At 74.6% G+C, this 15,332-nt stretch carries 15 protein-coding genes and 2 pseudogenes; 7 read left to right on the top strand and 10 right to left on the bottom strand.

All coding sequences use genetic code 11. From position 1 onward, the window contains the following. Positions 1-35: 35 nt before the first annotated feature. Positions 36-1,079 (bottom strand): cell division protein ZapE, encoded by a 1,044-nt coding sequence (zapE, locus tag AB0C76_RS06885; RefSeq protein ID WP_359961177.1) that lies wholly within the window; start codon positions 1,077-1,079, stop codon positions 36-38. A gap of 112 nt (positions 1,080-1,191) precedes the next feature. Between zapE and AB0C76_RS06880 the strand changes: the two genes are divergently transcribed. The 4 genes from AB0C76_RS06880 to msrB all read left to right on the top strand — a co-directional run bounded on the left by AB0C76_RS06880 (position 1,192) and on the right by msrB (position 4,535). Then, the gene (locus AB0C76_RS06880; RefSeq protein WP_359960779.1) at positions 1,192-1,977 is read left to right on the top strand and encodes a pyrimidine reductase family protein; all 786 of its coding nucleotides are present in this window, start codon (positions 1,192-1,194) and stop codon (positions 1,975-1,977) included. A gap of 134 nt (positions 1,978-2,111) precedes the next feature. Next, the gene (locus AB0C76_RS06875; RefSeq protein WP_359960777.1) at positions 2,112-2,573 is read left to right on the top strand and encodes an indole-3-glycerol phosphate synthase; all 462 of its coding nucleotides are present in this window, start codon (positions 2,112-2,114) and stop codon (positions 2,571-2,573) included. A 150-nt stretch (positions 2,574-2,723) separates the two neighbouring features. Then, the gene (gene murC, locus AB0C76_RS06870) at positions 2,724-4,106 is read left to right on the top strand and encodes a UDP-N-acetylmuramate--L-alanine ligase (protein ID WP_359961174.1); all 1,383 of its coding nucleotides are present in this window, start codon (positions 2,724-2,726) and stop codon (positions 4,104-4,106) included. Between the two features lie 21 nt (positions 4,107-4,127). After that, positions 4,128-4,535, top strand: coding sequence for a peptide-methionine (R)-S-oxide reductase MsrB (gene msrB / locus AB0C76_RS06865; RefSeq protein WP_359960774.1), 408 nt, complete (start codon positions 4,128-4,130; stop codon positions 4,533-4,535). A gap of 58 nt (positions 4,536-4,593) precedes the next feature. On the opposite strand, the gene AB0C76_RS06860 is transcribed toward msrB, so the two are convergent. The 9 genes and pseudogenes from AB0C76_RS06860 to AB0C76_RS06820 form a co-directional block, all read right to left on the bottom strand. Beyond that, positions 4,594-5,784, bottom strand: coding sequence for a cytochrome P450 (locus AB0C76_RS06860; protein WP_359960771.1), 1,191 nt, complete (start codon positions 5,782-5,784; stop codon positions 4,594-4,596). After that, positions 5,781-6,338, bottom strand: coding sequence for an ATP/GTP-binding protein (locus tag AB0C76_RS06855; protein WP_359961171.1), 558 nt, complete (start codon positions 6,336-6,338; stop codon positions 5,781-5,783). The genes AB0C76_RS06860 and AB0C76_RS06855 overlap by 4 nt, the downstream gene beginning before the upstream one ends. 70 nt (positions 6,339-6,408) lie before the next feature. Next, the gene (locus AB0C76_RS06850) at positions 6,409-6,762 is read right to left on the bottom strand and encodes a DUF742 domain-containing protein (protein ID WP_359960768.1); all 354 of its coding nucleotides are present in this window, start codon (positions 6,760-6,762) and stop codon (positions 6,409-6,411) included. Further along, entirely contained in the window at positions 6,759-7,190 is a 432-nt protein-coding gene (locus AB0C76_RS06845; RefSeq protein ID WP_359960765.1) for a roadblock/LC7 domain-containing protein, read from the bottom strand. Before AB0C76_RS06845 ends, AB0C76_RS06850 begins: the two co-directional genes overlap by 4 nt. Then, complete coding sequence (locus tag AB0C76_RS06840) at positions 7,187-9,004, bottom strand: ATP-binding protein (protein WP_359960762.1); 1,818 nt, start codon at positions 9,002-9,004, stop codon at positions 7,187-7,189. Before AB0C76_RS06840 ends, AB0C76_RS06845 begins: the two co-directional genes overlap by 4 nt. Positions 9,005-9,051: 47 nt before the next feature. Further along, positions 9,052-10,071 carry an MBL fold metallo-hydrolase gene (locus AB0C76_RS06835; protein ID WP_359960759.1) on the bottom strand — a complete coding sequence of 340 codons (1,020 nt, stop codon included), beginning with the start codon at positions 10,069-10,071 and terminating at the stop codon, positions 9,052-9,054. Positions 10,072-10,263: 192 nt separating this feature from the next. After that, a complete protein-coding gene (locus AB0C76_RS06830) occupies positions 10,264-10,992 on the bottom strand; it encodes a hypothetical protein (protein WP_359960756.1) in 729 nt (242 codons plus the stop codon). A 166-nt stretch (positions 10,993-11,158) separates the two neighbouring features. Beyond that, positions 11,159-11,314 (bottom strand): annotated as a pseudogene (locus AB0C76_RS06825) (GNAT family N-acetyltransferase); the annotation flags it as partial. After that, positions 11,290-11,505, bottom strand: a complete 216-nt coding sequence (locus AB0C76_RS06820) for a hypothetical protein (RefSeq protein WP_359960753.1) — start codon at positions 11,503-11,505, stop codon at positions 11,290-11,292. The gene AB0C76_RS06820 and the pseudogene AB0C76_RS06825, both read right to left, overlap by 25 nt. A 297-nt stretch (positions 11,506-11,802) precedes the next feature. Between AB0C76_RS06820 and AB0C76_RS06815 the strand changes: the two are divergent. From AB0C76_RS06815 to AB0C76_RS06805, 3 genes and pseudogenes are all read left to right on the top strand, one after another. Then, positions 11,803-13,217 (top strand): annotated as a pseudogene (locus AB0C76_RS06815) (DUF692 domain-containing protein). A 28-nt stretch (positions 13,218-13,245) separates the two neighbouring features. Next, positions 13,246-14,373 (top strand): TIGR04222 domain-containing membrane protein, encoded by a 1,128-nt coding sequence (locus AB0C76_RS06810; RefSeq protein WP_359960750.1) that lies wholly within the window; start codon positions 13,246-13,248, stop codon positions 14,371-14,373. A gap of 69 nt (positions 14,374-14,442) precedes the next feature. Next, on the top strand, positions 14,443-15,225 hold the full coding sequence (locus AB0C76_RS06805) for a TIGR04222 domain-containing membrane protein (RefSeq protein WP_359960747.1): 783 nt from the start codon (positions 14,443-14,445) through the stop codon (positions 15,223-15,225). The last annotated feature ends 107 nt before the right edge of the window (positions 15,226-15,332 follow it).

Raw genomic sequence — 15,332 nt, 5'->3', positions numbered from 1 at the left:
TGTCCACCGTACGACCCACCACCGACAAGCGGTGCCTACTTCGCGCTGTCCCGGGCGAGGGCGACGAGGCGGGAGACCGCCCGCAGGTACTTCTTGCGGTAGCCGCCGCGGAGCATGTCCTCGGGGAAGACCCGGTCGAAGGGCAGGCCGGAGGCCGTGATGGGCAGCTCGCGGTCGTACATTCGGTCCGCGAGGACGACCAGGCGCAGCGCCGTGGACTGGTCGTCGACCTGGCGCACGCCGCGCAGGCAGACCGCGGTGACGTCGTCCAGCAGGGCGCCGTAGCGGCTGGGGTGGACGGCGGAGAGGTGGGCGAGGAGGGCGTCGAAGTCGTCCAGGGAGGCACCGGGGGTGCGCGCGGCGACGGCGTCGACGGTCTCGTCCGGGTACGGCGGCGGGGCGTCCGGCAGGCCGCGGTGGCGGTAGTCCTGGCCGTCGATCCGCATCGGGCGGAAGTGCGCGGACAGGCCCTGGATCTCGCGCAGGAAGTCGGCGGCGGCGAAGCGGCCCTCACCGAGCTTCTCCGGCAGCGTGTTCGAGGTGGCGCAGAGCTTGACGCCGTTGTCGACAAGTCGGCCGAGCAGGGTGGAGACCAGGACGGTGTCGCCCGGGTCGTCGAGCTCGAACTCGTCGATGCACAGCAGCGTGTGCCCGGAGAGGGTCTGGACGGCCTGCTGGAAGCCGAGCGCGCCGACCAGGTTGGTCAGCTCGACGAAGGTGCCGAACGCCTTGGGGCCGGGGGCGGCGTGCCACAGCGAGGCGAGCAGGTGGGTCTTGCCGACGCCGTAGCCGCCGTCGAGGTAGACGCCGGCCGGGCCGGTGGGCACGGGGGCGCTGCGGCGGAACCAGCCGCGCTTGGGCGCGGAACCGTTTCCCCCGCCCAGGGTGCCGGCGAACTGCTCCAGGACCTGGACGGCCTCGTACTGGCTCGGCTGGGTCTGGTCCGGGATGTACGTCCCGAAGCTCACCTCGGCGAACCGGGGCGGGGGGACCATCTCGGCGACCAGGCGCTCGGCGGGCACGACGGGGCGGCGGTCGGTCAGCGCGACCGGGGAGCCGGGCGCGGGCGCGGCGGCTATGGATTCGGTCGCGGTGGCGGGGCGGGGAGCTGCGGGCACGTTAGTAGAGGGTACGCCTGCTCCCGGGCCCCTCCGACCCCGCGCCGGGGACGGCCGGTGGAACACTGGCGGTATGCACCTGTTGATCAGCCCGCTGACCGAGCCGGTCGCCGACCCGAGCTCGCTGGAGTCGCTCGCCGCCCTCTACGCGTACCCCGACCAGGTGAATCGGGGCCGGCCCTGGCTGCGCGCCAACATGGTGGCCGGACTGGACGGCGGCGCGAAGCTCGACGGCCTGTCCGAGGGCCTCTCCGGGGACGCCGACAAGCGGATCTTCGGAGTGCTGCGCGCGCTGTCGGACGTCGTGCTGGTGGGGGCCGAGACGGTCCGCGCGGAGGGCTACCGCCCGGCCCGGGCCCGGACCGAGTTCGCGGCGGCGCGGGCGGCGGCCGGGCAGGCCCCGGCCCCGGCGATCGCGATCGTGAGCCGGTCGCTGGCGCTGGACCTGGACGCGCCGCTGTTCACCGGGCCGCTGGTCCGGACGGTGGTGATCACCACCGAGGACGCTCCGGCCGAGCGCCGGCGGGCGGTGGCCGCGGTGGCCGACCTGGTGCTGGCCGGGGAGGGTTCGGTGGACCTGCGGGCGGCCGTGTCCGCCCTGGTGGAGCGGGGCTGGACGCGGCTGCTGACCGAGGGCGGCCCGCGCCTGCTGGGGCAGCTGGCGGCGGCGGGCCTGCTGGACGAGTTGTGCCTGTCGCTGGCCCCGTTGATCACGGGCGGCGACGCGCCGCGCATCATCCACGATGCGGAAATGCCTGACGTGCGGACGATGCGGCTGGTCTCATTGATCGAGCAGAAAGGATTCCTCTTCACCCGCTACCTGCGTCACCTGCGTTCGGATGACCCCGTGACCCCCTGATCGCGATCCCGTTCCCCTTGGGGGCCTTCGTCCGCGCGGCCCGCGTGCCGGGTGTGCAGCGAGCCGAAAGCCTCTGCCGGGCACTATGGGATGCGATGCCGGGGCCCGGGGGCCGGCCACTGGAAGGGACTCACGTGTTCAAGACGGTACTGATGATCGAAAAGGCGCTCTCCGACGCGGACGTGGAGCTCGTCACCACGCTCCACAGCGACGAGAAGGTCTCCTTCGTCGTCCTGATGCAGCCGCGCGGCCGGCAGGACGAGCTGCTGCGGGCGCTGGACGACGTCGCCCTCGGCCACCTGGACAAGGTGGTGCACGAGCACGACGAGTCCGAGAGCGGGCCGACGGTGGCGTCCGAGTCGCTCGAACACAGCCTGCGCCACCTGCGCCGGGCCGGCGCCGAGGCGGTCGGCGAGCTGGTCGAGGACAAGCCGCTGGAACGGCTGAAGGCGGTGGTGCACGACCAGGAGGCCGACGAGGTCGTCGTGCTCACCTCCCCGCACTTCGTCGAGGAGTTCTTCCACCGGGACTGGGCCTCGCAGGCCCGGCACAAGGTCGGCGTCCCGGTGCTGCGGCTGTTCGCCAGCGACTCCTGAGCCGACCGACCCGACCCCGACCTTGGTGCAGAATCGTCCTTGCGGTCCGTCCGCGAGGACGATTCGCACGTCGCCCCCGCGGGCGGCGCCCGCCCGCCCACCCAGCCCCCGCCCCAACGGAGCCCCGCCTTGAACGACGCCGCGCACGACCTGCACGCCCCGCACTTCATCGGCATCGGCGGCGCCGGCATGTCCGGCCTGGCGAAGATCCTCGCGGTGCGCGGTGCCAGCGTCTCCGGCAGCGACTCCAAGGAGTCCGAGACCGTCCTCGCCCTGCGCGCCCTCGGCGCGACCGTCCACGTCGGCCACGCGGCCGAGCACGTGCCGGACGGCACCAGCAGCGTGGTCGTCTCCAGCGCGATCCGTGCCGACAACCCGGAGCTGGCCGCGGCCCGCGAGCGCGGCATCCCCGTGGTGCACCGCTCCGACGCGCTGGCCGCACTGATGGGCGGGCGCCGCGCCCTGGCCGTCGCCGGCACCCACGGCAAGACGACCACCACGAGCATGCTCGCCGTCGCCCTCGGCGAGCTCGGCCTGGACCCGTCCTACGCGATCGGCGGCGACCTCGACGCGCCGGGCTCCAACGCCCACCACGGCACCGGCGAGATCTTCGTCGCCGAGGCCGACGAGAGCGACCGCAGCTTCCACAAGTACGCGCCCGAGGTGGCGATCGTGCTCAACGTGGAGCTCGACCACCACGCCAACTACGCGTCGATCGAGGAGATCCACCAGTCGTTCGAGACCTTCGTCGGCCGGATCACCCCGGGCGGCACCCTGGTCGTCTCGGCCGACCACGACGGCGCCCGCGAGCTCACCGCCCGGGTCTCCGCGCGCGAGGGCCTGAACGTCGTCACCGTCGGCGCCGCCGAGGACGCCGACCTGCGCGTCCTGTCGGTGGTCGCCCGCGGCATGACCAGCGAGGTCACCGTCCTGCTGGACGGCGCCGAGCTGACCTTCACCGTCTCGGTGCCCGGCCGCCACTACGCGCACAACGCCGTCGCCGCGCTGGCCGCGGGCGTCGCGCTCGGCGTGCCGGCCGCCGACCTGGCCAAGGCGCTCGGCGCCTACACCGGGGTGCGCCGCCGGCTCCAGCTCAAGGGCGAGGCGGGCGGCGTCCAGGTGATCGACTCCTACGCCCACCACCCGACCGAGATGACCGCCGACCTGGAGGCGATCCGCGGCGCCGCCGAGGGCCGCGTCCTGGTGGTCTTCCAGCCGCACCTGTTCAGCCGCACCCAGCAGCTCGCCGAGGAGATGGGGCAGGCGCTGGCGCTGGCCGACGCCTCGGTCGTGCTGGACATCTACCCCGCCCGCGAGGACCCGATCCCGGGCGTGACCAGCGAGCTGATCATCGACGCGGCCCGCCGGGCCGGCGCCGACGTCACCCCCGAGCACGACTTCGCCGCCGCCCCCGCCGTGCTGGCCGGCCTCGCCCGCCCGGGCGACCTGCTGCTCACGATGGGCGCCGGGGACGTCACCAACCTCGGCCCAGAAATTCTCAAGCACCTCGTGAACGTTGCCTCCAACGTCTGACGCACGCCGACGGGAGCCGTGATGAGCTACGAGATCGAGAAGACCGAGGCCGAGTGGCGCGAGCAGCTCAGCCCCGAGGAGTACCACGTGCTCCGCGAGGCGGGCACCGAGCGCCCGTTCACCGGCGAGTACACCGACACGAAGACGGTCGGCGTCTACGCCTGCCGGGCCTGCGGCGCCGAGCTGTTCAGCTCCGCGACCAAGTTCGACAGCCACTGCGGCTGGCCCTCGTACTACGCGCCGCTGGCCGGGGACCGGGTCCAGTACATCGAGGACACCTCGCTCGGCATGCGCCGGGTCGAGGTGCGGTGCGCGCGCTGCGGGGGGCACCTCGGGCACGTCTTCGAGGGCGAGGGCTACGGCACGCCGACCGACCAGCGCTACTGCATCAACAGCGTCTCGCTGACGCTGAAGCCGGTCGAGGACTGACCGTCCGCGAAGGACCCGGACGTCCCAGCGCGGGCGGATGTCCGGGCCCTTCGCGTGGTCAGACGACCGGGGCGAAGCGGACCGGCAGGTTCACCAGGGCGCGGTGGAACGGGCCCGGGCGCCAGAGCAACTCCTGCGTGGGCAAGGTGAGTTCGAGGTCGCTCAGGCGGCTGGTCAGCTGCTCGATCGCCGAGATCGCGATCAGCAGGGCCGGGTCCCGGGCCGGGCAGGCGTGCGGGCCCGCCGCCCAGGCCAGGTGGGCGCTCTCGCCGCTGCGCAGCTCGGCGCCGTCGGTCGGCGGCGCCGCCTGGTTGTTGGCCGCCGCGTAGGAGACCAGCATCAGCGTGCCGGCCTTGATCTCGCGGCCGTGGAAGGTGATGTCGTACCGCGGGTAGTGCGCCGAGAGGTTGGCCAGCGGCGGCTCGTGCCACAGCACCTCGTCGATCGCCTGGTAGGCGGTCATCGCGCCGCCGAACAGCGAGCCGGCGTAGCGCTCGTCGGTGAGCAGGCGCAGCAGGGCGTTGCCGATCAGGTTGGTGGTCGGCTCGTGCCCGGCGATCATGGTCAGGGTGATCTGCCGGATCACCTCGTCGTTGTCCAGCCCGGCCGGATGGGTGACGAACCAGGAGGTGAGGTCGTGCCGGGGCCGCCGGCGCCGGTCGGCGACCATCTCGGTGACCACGGCGAGGAGGTCCCCGTAGGCGGCCACGGCCTTCTCGGTGGACTCGATCATCTCGGAGATGCCGGCCACCAGGCGGTCGCTGTGCTCCTCGGGCACGCCGAACCAGGTGTTGAAGACGAAGACCGGCAGCTGGCGGGCGTACTCGGCGATGAGGTCGGCGGTGCCGGCGGCCTCGAAGCGGTCGATCAGCCGGTGGGCGACCTCGCCGACGCGGCGCTGGAGCACGTGCGGTTCGAGCAGCCTGAGGCCGTCGGTGATCACCGCGCGGTAGCGGTCGTGGACCTCGCCGTCGCTGAACAGGGCGGTGGGGCGGTAGCCGAGCACGACCAGGAGCGGGGAGTCCGGCGGGACGGTCCGCTGCCAGGCCCGGGAGTCCTTGGAGAAGGTGTCGGTGTCGCGCAGGAGGTCCAGCGCGGCCTGGTAGTCGGTGACGAGCAGGCCCTCCACGCCGGGCGCGACCTCGACCGGGGCGACCGCGCCGTAGCGGCGCAGCCGGTCGTAGACCAGGTGCGGGTCGGCGGCGAACACCGGCCCGTGGATCGGCGTCGGTCGGGTCTCGGTGGTCACGGTCCCTCCTGGGGGTCCGGGCCGGCCGGCAGGCCGTGCAGGACGTGCTCGGTGAGCGCGATCAGCGCGTCGAGGCTGGCGCCGCGCTCGCGGGCGTCGCAGAGCACGAGCGGGGTGTCGGGGTGCAGGTCGAGGTGGGCGCGCAGGACCTCGACGGAGTGGACGGGCGCGTCCGGGAAGCCGTTGACGGCGACGGCGTAGGGCAGGCCCTGCTCCTCGACCATGTCCATGATCTCGAAGGAGTCGGCGAGCCGGCGGGTGTCGGCGAGCACCAGGGCGCCCAGGGCGCCGCGGGCGATGTCCTGCCAGAGCGGGAAGAAGCGGCGCTGGCCGGGGGTGCCGAACATGTAGAGCACGACGTTGCCGGGCAGGGTGAGCCGGCCGAAGTCGACGGCGACCGTGGTGGTGGTCTTCTCCGGCAGGTCGGCGAGGTCGTCGACCGGGCGGCCGGTCTCGGTCATCGCCTCCTCGGTGTGCAGGGTGGCGATCTCCGAGAGGGTGCGGATGAGCGTCGTCTTGCCGACCCCGAACGGGCCGGCCACGACGACCTTCATCAGCGTCTGGTCCGGGTCGGGCAGGTAGCCCACCCGGCTGGGCCGGTCGGCCGGGCCGCCGGGGGCCGGGTTACCGGAGAGTGCGAAGTCCAACGAGGAGCCTCTCGACGATGGAGCGGTCGGTCTGCTGGGCGCGCGGGATCGGCGCGCGGGCGTTCAGGCAGCCCGCCTCGACCAGATCGGCCGCGAGGAAGACGGTGGCGCTGACCGGCAGGCGCAGGTGCGCGGCGGCCTCCACCACGGTCAGCGCGCCGGGGCGCAGCAGCTCCCAGAGCCGTTCGTGTTCGTGTTCCAGCCCGTGCGGCGGTTCGGCGCGGGCCGCGTACAGCACGGTCAGCCGCTCGAAGCCGGCGCTGCCGGGGCGGGTGCGGCCGCCGGTGGCGAGGTAGGCGGGCACCATCCGCCTGCGGGGTACGCCGGTCATGACCGGGGCGTGCCGTCGGGCTGCCGGGCCGGGCTCGCGAGCGCGCGGCCCAGGGCGGCGACCTGGACCTGCATCTGGTAGGCCACGTTGCCGAGCTGGGCCTCGGGCGAGGTGAAGACGGCGAGCGAGGTGTTCTCGCCGGCCGGGACGACGACGGCGTAGCCGAGGTCGGACTCGACGACGGTCTGGGCCAGCCGGGGCTGGGCGGTGTCGGTGAAGGCGCTGGTGAAGGCCCGGGCGGCGGCGTGGACGGTGGCGGTCATCGCGGCGACCCGCTCGGCGGAGGCGCGGCCGAGGCCGTCCGAGGCGCCCTCGACGAGGCCGTCCCCGGTGGCGATGACCGCGTGCAGCACCCCCGGGAGCTCCAGCAGCGGGGTGAGCACCCACGAGATCTCGTCGGTGGCGGTCGGGCTGGGCGTGCTGCTCACTGCTCGGCTCCTTGGGGGGTCGGGGCTTCGCCCGTGGACTGGGGTTCGCCCGAGGGCAGGGCGACGCCGTCGGGTGCGGCGCTGCCGGGGGCGGCACCGTCGCGGGCGGCGGCCACGGCGGCGCGGCCCTCGCCGGTGCCCTGCTGGAGCGCGCTCCAGTGCCGGGCGGCCCGCTCCGGGGTGCGGGCCGGCGCCCCGGGGGCCTCGGCCGGGCCGGGCCCGGCGGGACGGGCGGGGGCCTCGGCGGGCCCGGCCGCGGGGGCCGCGAGCGGCTGGCGCCGGCGCCGGCTGGGCAGGCCGCTGTCGTCGCCGGGGCGGGCGGTGTCGGGCCGCCCCGCGACGGGCCGTCCGGCGGCGGCGGACGGCACGACGTGCATGGCGGGCGCCGGGTGCGGGCCCGGCTGGTGGTGCCGGTCGGCGAGCGGGGGCAGCCCGGTGTCCTCGCCCGCGTCGCGCATCGGCGGGACGGCCTGGACGGTGGGCGCGGGGGCGGGCCCGGCTCCGGCCCGCAGCGGCAGCGGGGTGAGCACCGACAGCGGCTGCTCGTCGTCGACGACGGTGACGAGCGCGGCCGGGATGCGCAGGATCGTCCGCATGCCGCCGTACGGCGAGGGCTCGATGTGGCAGGAGAAGCCGTACTGGCGGGCGAGCTTGCCGATCACCGCGAAGCCGGTCTTGGGCGGGTTGCCGAGCTCGGTGAGCAGGACGTCGGGCGGGCCGGCCAGCAGGCGGCGGGCGCGGCGCAGCTGGTCGTCGTCCATGCCGATGCCGCTGTCGTCGATGATCACCAGCGCGCCGCGGCCGCCCTGCTGGACGGTGACCGGGACGTCGGTCTCCGGGTGCGAGTAGGCGGTGGCGTTGGCGAGCAGTTCGGCGACGGTGATGGCGAGCGGCTCGGCGGCGCGGGCGACCACGGCGAGGCGGTTCTCGCGCAGGTGGTTGGCGACCTTGATCCGGGCGTAGCCGGGCACCCGGGAGAGCGCGCCGACGACGACCTCGGCGAGCGGGGAGTCGCTGCGGGCGAGGCCGGGCCAGGCCTCGCAGAGGACGGCGACGGTCTGGATCCGGCGCAGGGCGACCTCGTTGCGGAAGTCGACCTCCAGCAGCCGGGGGTCGTCGTTGTCGTCCTGGAGCTGCTGGACCAGGCTCTGGATCTGGTAGAGCAGCGTCTGGATCTTGGAGGTGGCGCCGCGCATCGCGGCGCGGGCGGCGGCGTCGACCCGCTCGCGCTCGTCGGTGATGGCGCCGGCCGCGGCGTCCAGGACGGCCTGGAGGGCGTCGGTCGCGTCCGGGCCAACGACCTGCGCGGACAGCGGGCCGACGGCGGGCGCGTTGACGTGGCTGAGCCGCACCGCGGTGGCGGGCAGGCGCTCGTCGGCGAGGTGGCGGACCTCGGCGAGCAGGGCGGCGCCGCGCTCCTCGGCGACGGCGAGGCGGCGCTCGGCCTCGGCGGCCCTGGTGTCGGCGGCGGCGGTGCGGCCGTCGGCCTCGCGGGTGGCCTCCCGCGCGTCGCGGGCGGCGTCCTCGGCGGCGCGGCCGCGCAGTTCGGCGTCGCGGGTGCGTTCCTCGGCGGCCCGGTAGCGGGCCTCGGCCTCGTCGGTGGCCTCGCGGGCGGCGGCGGCCGACTCGTGCAGCCGGTGCTCGGCGCGGGCGAGCCGCTCCTCGGCGGCGCGGGCGCGCTGCTCGGCGACGTGGGCGCGCTCCTCGGCGACGGCCGCCCGGGTGGTGGCCCGGGCCCGGCCGCGGGCCAGCACGCCCGCCGTCGCGGCGGCCAGCACCGTGGTGATCAGCGCGATCAGCGCGATCTGCGTCATGGGTGTCCTCGGGGGTTTCCTGCTGGCTGGTGGCGGGCCGGGCCCGGTCAGTCCCGGTGGCCGATGTCGGGGAAGAAGCGCCGGGCGCGGACGGAGTCCTCGGCGATCTCGCGCGCGACGACGGCGACCTGGGTCATGGCCTCCAGGACGTTCGGCGCCTCGCCGCCGTCCAGGTGCCGGTACTCGGCCGCGACGGTGAGCACCAGCCGCTCGGGCAGGCCGAGTTCGGGGTGGCGCTGCTCGGCGATCACCCGGCGCGCGGCGTCCAGCGCGGGGATGCCGGCGGCGTGCAGCGCGTGGGTGCGCTCGCGGACGTATGCGAGGTAGGCGATGTGGGCGCGGACGCCGTCGCGGTCGAGCACCGGCCCGTGGCCGGGGACGACGGTCTCGGCGCCGGTGTCGAGGATCCGCTCGCACGCGGCGACGATGTTCTCCAGCGGGCCGGCCCAGTGCGACGGGTGGTCGCCGGGCTGCTCGGCGGTCGACCCGAAGATGACGTCGCCGGCGAACACCGTGCGCTGGCGCGGCAGGTGGACGATCAGGTCGCCGCCGGTGTGGGCCGAGGGCAGGGCGGTCACGTGCACCGGGTGCTCCCCCACCGTGAGTTCGAGCTCGCCGGTGAAGACGGTGTCCGGGCGCACCGGCTCGGTCTGCGACCAGTCGAAACCGCCGAAGTGCTCGCGCAGGTAGCCGCCGAGCGGGGAGTCCGGGTCGCCGCCCGCGACGAGCGCGTGCTGCTGCTGCGGGGTGGGCTCGTAGTGGATGTGCTCCAGCGCCTCGCGGGTGGAGATCACCTCGGCGTCCGGGACGACGCCGGCGCCCCAGAGGTGGTCGCCGTTGGCGTGCGTGACGATCACCCGGTCGACGGTGACGCCGTCGGCCAGCACCCGGCGGCTCTCGGCGAGGAACTCCGAGGCCAGCGCCGGGTCGTAGGGGGTGTCGATCCACAGCGCGGTCTTCCGGGAGGTCAGCAGCCCGCAGTTCGCCAGTCCCCAGCCCCGCTTCGGGGGAAGCCACACGTGGAGGTCGTCGGCGATCGCGCTCAGGGAGGCACGGTTGATCGTCATGTGCGCGATTATGCCGACGATATGTCAGGAGCGGGGCAAAACCTGTGCGATCGCCGCGAGTTCGTGCCCCAGACGCTCCCGAACCGTCCGGATTCGTTCCATCTGGTCGAGACCAGTCGTCTCATCCGGCGGGACGGTACGTGGACACCGCGAACTGCCGCGACCCTCCGCCCGGTCGCCGGGGCAGCCACGTCAGGGCAGCGGGAGGATCCGGCACACCTCGACCGTCACGTCCACCGTCTCCAGGCCGATCACCCGCCCCTCGACCGCGACGAATCCTTTCTCCCCCGAGCGGAAGAGCGCCGCCAGCGGCGATTTCCGGCCCGCCCCCGCGAGCGCCTCCACCGCCATGGCGGAGCCGAACGCGAACACCCCGCACAGCACGACGCACGGCGCGTGCCGGGGCGTTCGGGTCACGAAGACGAAGCCGTGGTCCCGGATCAGCTCGTCGGACGCGTTGTACAGCGCCTCGAAGGTCATCCCGCCCCACCGGGCCCGCGCCGCCTCCGGGTACTCGATGCGGAAGTCCGGGAACACCGCGTCCAGCACGCCCTCGGTGTACGGGTTCACGCTCGGCCCGCCGATCGAGAAGGTCGGCATCCGCGGATCCTGCGCGCCGGCCGCGACCAGCTCGATCGTCGCCTTCCGGTCGACCTTGCGGAGCAGGTCGATCAGCTGGGCGATCGCCCTGGCCTCCGCCATCGGCATGAACAGCACGTTCTTCGGCGCCCGCGCGGTCAGCCGCAGGCCGTCCCGGGCGAAGGCGAACTCCGCGGCCTCGATGCTCGGGGTGATGATCTGGACCCGGCTGTACGGCGCGAGCAGCCCCCGGAGGAAGCCGTACCGCAGGAACAGCCGGGCGCGGGCGAGGGAGCGGGCCGCGAGGAACCCGATCACGGCCGGGACCGATGCGATCAGCACTTGGAGCAGGATCTCCATTTGATCCCCCGGAGGAAGACTCGACCACGAACTGTGCGCCCTGGTTAAGTCCCCTCCCGTGGCCGGAAATACCCCACTCGCGCCGATTCGGAGCGTCACGATCCCTGCACGGATGGTTACCCAAGGCGCTTGATCCCCTTGCGCCCCCCGCGCAGCGCTCGTGCCCCAGCCAGGCGTTGATCGCGAGCATCGGCGCATTGGTCGTGTCGTTGCTGGTGTACGCGTGCCGGTGGCCCGCCGCCGCGGCGAGCCGCAGCGACTCCAGTTCGGCCGGCTTGCTCAGGCCGCGGCCGCGGAACTCCCGGCGGCAGGCGGTGAACGCGGACCAGTAGCGGTCCGCCCCGTCGGGGCGACGATGGTGCGGAAGTGCTCGCCGGGGTTCTGCCGGGCGTTCGCCCAGAGCAGGGCCTCGGCGGTCCGCACCAGGTGCTCGCGCCCGGCCCGGTGGGCGGACGCCACCGCCTCGGCGTCGGCGGGGCGGAAGTCTCGGATCATCGGTCCGTTCGAAGTCACGGCGCACGCTATCCGCGACTCCTGTCCCGCGCCTCCGGATTTCCGGCGCACGGGCCACCGCACCTGCCCGGACGGATCGGAGCGGGGCGGGAGTCCCTCATCGACAAGCTCAAATAATGCTCTGAGAAGACCGGGTGGGGCTTGGCAGCCACCCCACCCGGGGACATCCTCGGCAACACGGCCCACGGGCGGTCCCGGCGACGGCGCCCGCACCACCCGACGGCCCCCTCACCCCAGCCCTCCGAAGGGGGCGTACCGATGACTTCCCCTGCACTGAACCTGCCCGCACGGGCGGCCTCCGGCGACGGCGCCCCGGCCGGCCCGGCACCTGCGCCCCGGCTGGGCGTCGGCCTCGGCTGGCGCAGCGAGATCGACACCGTGGTGGAACGTCAGCCCGGCCTGGACTGGGTCGAGGTCGTCGCGGAGAACGTCTGCGCCGGCCACCTGCCCGCCTCGCTGACGGTGCTGCGCGAGCGCGGCGTCACCGTCGTTCCGCACGGCGTCTCGCTCGGCCTCGGCGGCGCCGACCGGCCCGACCCCGAGCGCCTGGCCCGGCTCGCCGGGACGGCCGCCGCGCTGGACTCGCCGCTGGTCACCGAGCACCTGGCGTTCGTCCGGGCCGGCGGCCTGGAGGCGGGTCACCTGCTGCCCGTCCCGTACTCGTGGGACGCGCTGCGGGTGATCGCCGAGAACGTGCGGATCGCCCAGGACCAGCTCCCGGTGCCGCTCGCGCTGGAGAACATCGCCGCCCAGCTGGCCTGGCCGGACGACGAGCTGACCGAGGGCCAGTTCCTCGCCGAGCTCGTCGAGCGCACCGGCGTGCGGCTGCTGATCGACGTCGCCAACCTGCACACCAACCGGGTGAACCTCGGCGTCGACCCGGCCGCCGAACTCGACCGCCTGCCGCTGGAATCCATCGCCTACGTGCACGTCGCGGGCGGCACGATGGTCGACGGCGTCTGGCACGACACCCACGCCCACCCCGTCACCGAACCGGTGCTGGAGGTCCTGGCCGAACTGTGCGCGCGGGTCGCCCCGCCCGGCGTCCTGCTCGAACGGGACGCGGCCTTCCCGCCGCCCAGCGAGCTGGCCGGTGAACTGGACGCCATCCGCCGGGTGCTGGAGGGGAGCATCCGACCATGACCGAACGCCTCGCAGCCGACCGGAACCGCGCCGAGCCGAAGGGGAGCGCCGATGTCGAAAGAGAGGAGCGAGGAGGCCTGAGGAACGAGGGCCTCGGAGCGACGACCGTCGACATCGGACCCGAGCGGACCGGCGGCGAGCGCGCGGCCGGGACAGCCACGGCGCGGCAGGAGCTCGCCCGGCGTCAGGAGGAGCTGCTGGCCGCCCTGGTGGCCGGCGGCCCCGTCCCGGCGGGCTTCGACCCGGCGCAGGTCCGCGCCCAGTCCGCCGGCCTCGCCGCCAAGCGCCGGGACACCGTCGCCCGCGTCGCGCCCGAGCTGCCCCGGCAGCTCGGCCCGCGGTACGGGCCGCTCTTCCTCACCTACGCCCGCACGCACCCGCAGACCGCCGGCTACCGGGCCGACGCCCGGGCCTTCGCCGCGTGGGCGCTCACCCAGGCGCGCCCGCTGGCCGCCGACTGCCGCCGCGCCCTGGAGCAGTGGCTGCACCCGGCACCCGCCCGCCCACCGGGACCGCTGGCCCGCCTGCGCCGGGCCCTGCGGTGCCGGTAACACTCTTCACTCTCGGGGGAATTCGCCCATGTGGGACAACAGCTACTTCATCATTCCCGCCATCCTCCTGGTGGCCGCCGTCCTGTACGTGGACCACACCGCGCGGCGCGTCCGGCACGTTGCGCACCCGAAGGGCCTGCCCGGCCGCGGCCTCTCGCTGCTGAGCGCCGCGTTCCTGGCCGGCGGACCGGGCCGGGTCTTCGACACCGCGCTCGTCCGGATGCACCTGGCCGAGCGCGCGGTGGTCAGCCGCGGCGGCACCGTCACCCTCACCCACGACCGGCCGTACGACGCCGTCGACGAGGCCATCATGACGGCCGTCGGCCCGACCGGCAGCCGCGACCTCGGACCGCTGCGCGCGGACGTGATGCGCTCCCCCGCCGTCCAGGCCCTCGGCGACGAGCTCGCCGACCGCGGCCTGCTGCGCCACCCCGACCGGCTGCGGGACGCCCGCAAGGCCCGCCGGCTGCTGTGGCTCGCGGTGGGCGCCGTGGTGCTCTTCTCCGTGCTCTCCTTCGTGCTCTCCGGCCTGGACGAGGGGCGCGGCGACCGGCCGGCCGTGTGGGTCCCGGTGGTCCTGCTGGCGCTCGGCCTGGTCACCCTGCTCGCCTCCCGCCCGGCCAAGGGCCGGATCACCCCGGCCGGGCAGCGCCAGCTCTCGCTCATGAACACCGGTACGCCGTGGGCGCCCGGCTCCGGCCTGTACCCGCGCACGACCGGCGGCGAGGTGCTGGGCGCGCTCGCGCTCGGCGGGCTGGCCGTCGCGGGGGCGGAGCTGGCGAACGAGGAGCTCCAGGAGGCGATGATCGGCGCGGCGGCCCAGCAGGCGGCGGCCCGGGGCGCGTTCGGCGGCGCGTCCGGCTCGGGGTCCTCCTGCTCGGCGTCGTACGCCTCCGACTCGTCGGGCTCGTCGGGCTCGTCGTCGTGCGGCGGCGTCCCGGCGTCCTGGTGCGGTGGCTCCTCGGACACCGGGACGTCCTCCGGGTGCGGGTCGTCGAGCGGCGGTTCGTCGTCGTCCTCGCACAACTGCGGGTCCTCGTCGCACAGCTGCGGGTCCTCCTCCTCGCACAGCTGCGGCTCGTCCCACAGCTGCGGGTCCTCGTCCAGCTGCGGCTCCAGCTGCGGGTCGAGTTGCGGTTCCGGCTGCGGTTCCTGACGTCACAGTTCGGTATCGCGCCACCGGAAGCCGTTCCCCGGGTCGTCGGCGGCGGCATACAACAAGGCCATGTGGTTGCTGTTCCTCATACCGGCGTGCGTGGCCGCGGTGCTCTCCTGCCTCCGGCTCGTCCGGATGACCGCCACCGCCGACGCCCTCGCCGGGCCGGACGGCCTGCGCCCGCCGGAGGCCGTCGGGATCGGGCTCTACGAGACGGCGTACCTGGCCGGCGGCCCGGACCGGGTCGTCGAGCTCGCCCTCGTCCTGATGGCCGGCCGCGGCCGGCTGCACCTCGCCCACACCGGGTGGACCACCGTCGTCGACCCCAAGGGCCGCAGCCGGCTGGAGCGGGCGGTCATCGCCACCGTCGGCCCGGACGGCCAGTGCCGCACCGACGGGCTGCGCCGGGCGATGGGAGAGCACCCGACCGTGCTGGAGATCGGCGCCCGGCTCTCGCTGGCCGGGCTGGCCACCCCGGCGCTGATCCAGCGCAACACCGTCGTCGTGGTCCGCCAGGTGCGGCACGCGCTGCTGCTGAGCCTCGCCCTGCTCGCCGCCGCCCTCGCCGTCGGGTCCTTCACCGACGGCGACGCCCTCGCCGCGCTCGCCTGGTTCTCGCTGCCGCTGGTGCTCACCTCCGGCACCCTGCTGATGGCCCGGGTCGACGTCTACCCGTACACCCGCTGGGCCTCCCCGATCGGCCAGGAGGTCCTGCGCGAGGTGCGCCCGGCCCGCCAGCACGGCCTCGGGGACGACGAGGAGCGCGAACTCCTCACCGCCGTCGCCATGAACGGCCCCGCCGCCCTCGCCGACCCCCGCCTGCGCGCCGCCCTGCGCCCGCACCGCACGTGACGCACGACGACGGAGGGGTCCGCCGCGGCGGTCCGGAGCGGACGATGACACGGCTGAAAACCATTCACACAGGGAAAAATCTCGTCTGGCGGAGTAGTCGGGGGTAC

The sequence above is a fragment of the Kitasatospora sp. NPDC048722 genome, from assembly GCF_040650235.1.
GTDB lineage: Bacteria > Actinomycetota > Actinomycetes > Streptomycetales > Streptomycetaceae > Kitasatospora.
This window is presented reverse-complemented; position numbering and strand designations above follow the sequence as displayed.

Excerpts from the sequence above, each read along its gene's own strand:
- AB0C76_RS06880 (WP_359960779.1), top strand. The coding sequence starts at position 1,192 with ATGCACCTGTTGATCAGCCCGCTGACCGAGCCGGTCGCCGACCCGAGC.
- msrB (WP_359960774.1), top strand. The coding sequence starts at position 4,128 with ATGAGCTACGAGATCGAGAAGACCGAGGCCGAGTGGCGCGAGCAGCTC.
- AB0C76_RS06855 (WP_359961171.1), bottom strand. The coding sequence starts at position 6,338 with ATGAAGGTCGTCGTGGCCGGCCCGTTCGGGGTCGGCAAGACGACGCTC.
- AB0C76_RS06850 (WP_359960768.1), bottom strand. The coding sequence starts at position 6,762 with ATGACCGGCGTACCCCGCAGGCGGATGGTGCCCGCCTACCTCGCCACC.
- AB0C76_RS06840 (WP_359960762.1), bottom strand. The coding sequence starts at position 9,004 with ATGACGCAGATCGCGCTGATCGCGCTGATCACCACGGTGCTGGCCGCC.
- AB0C76_RS06835 (WP_359960759.1), bottom strand. The coding sequence starts at position 10,071 with ATGACGATCAACCGTGCCTCCCTGAGCGCGATCGCCGACGACCTCCAC.
- AB0C76_RS06820 (WP_359960753.1), bottom strand. The coding sequence starts at position 11,505 with ATGATCCGAGACTTCCGCCCCGCCGACGCCGAGGCGGTGGCGTCCGCC.
- AB0C76_RS06810 (WP_359960750.1), top strand. The coding sequence starts at position 13,246 with ATGTGGGACAACAGCTACTTCATCATTCCCGCCATCCTCCTGGTGGCC.
- AB0C76_RS06805 (WP_359960747.1), top strand. The coding sequence starts at position 14,443 with ATGTGGTTGCTGTTCCTCATACCGGCGTGCGTGGCCGCGGTGCTCTCC.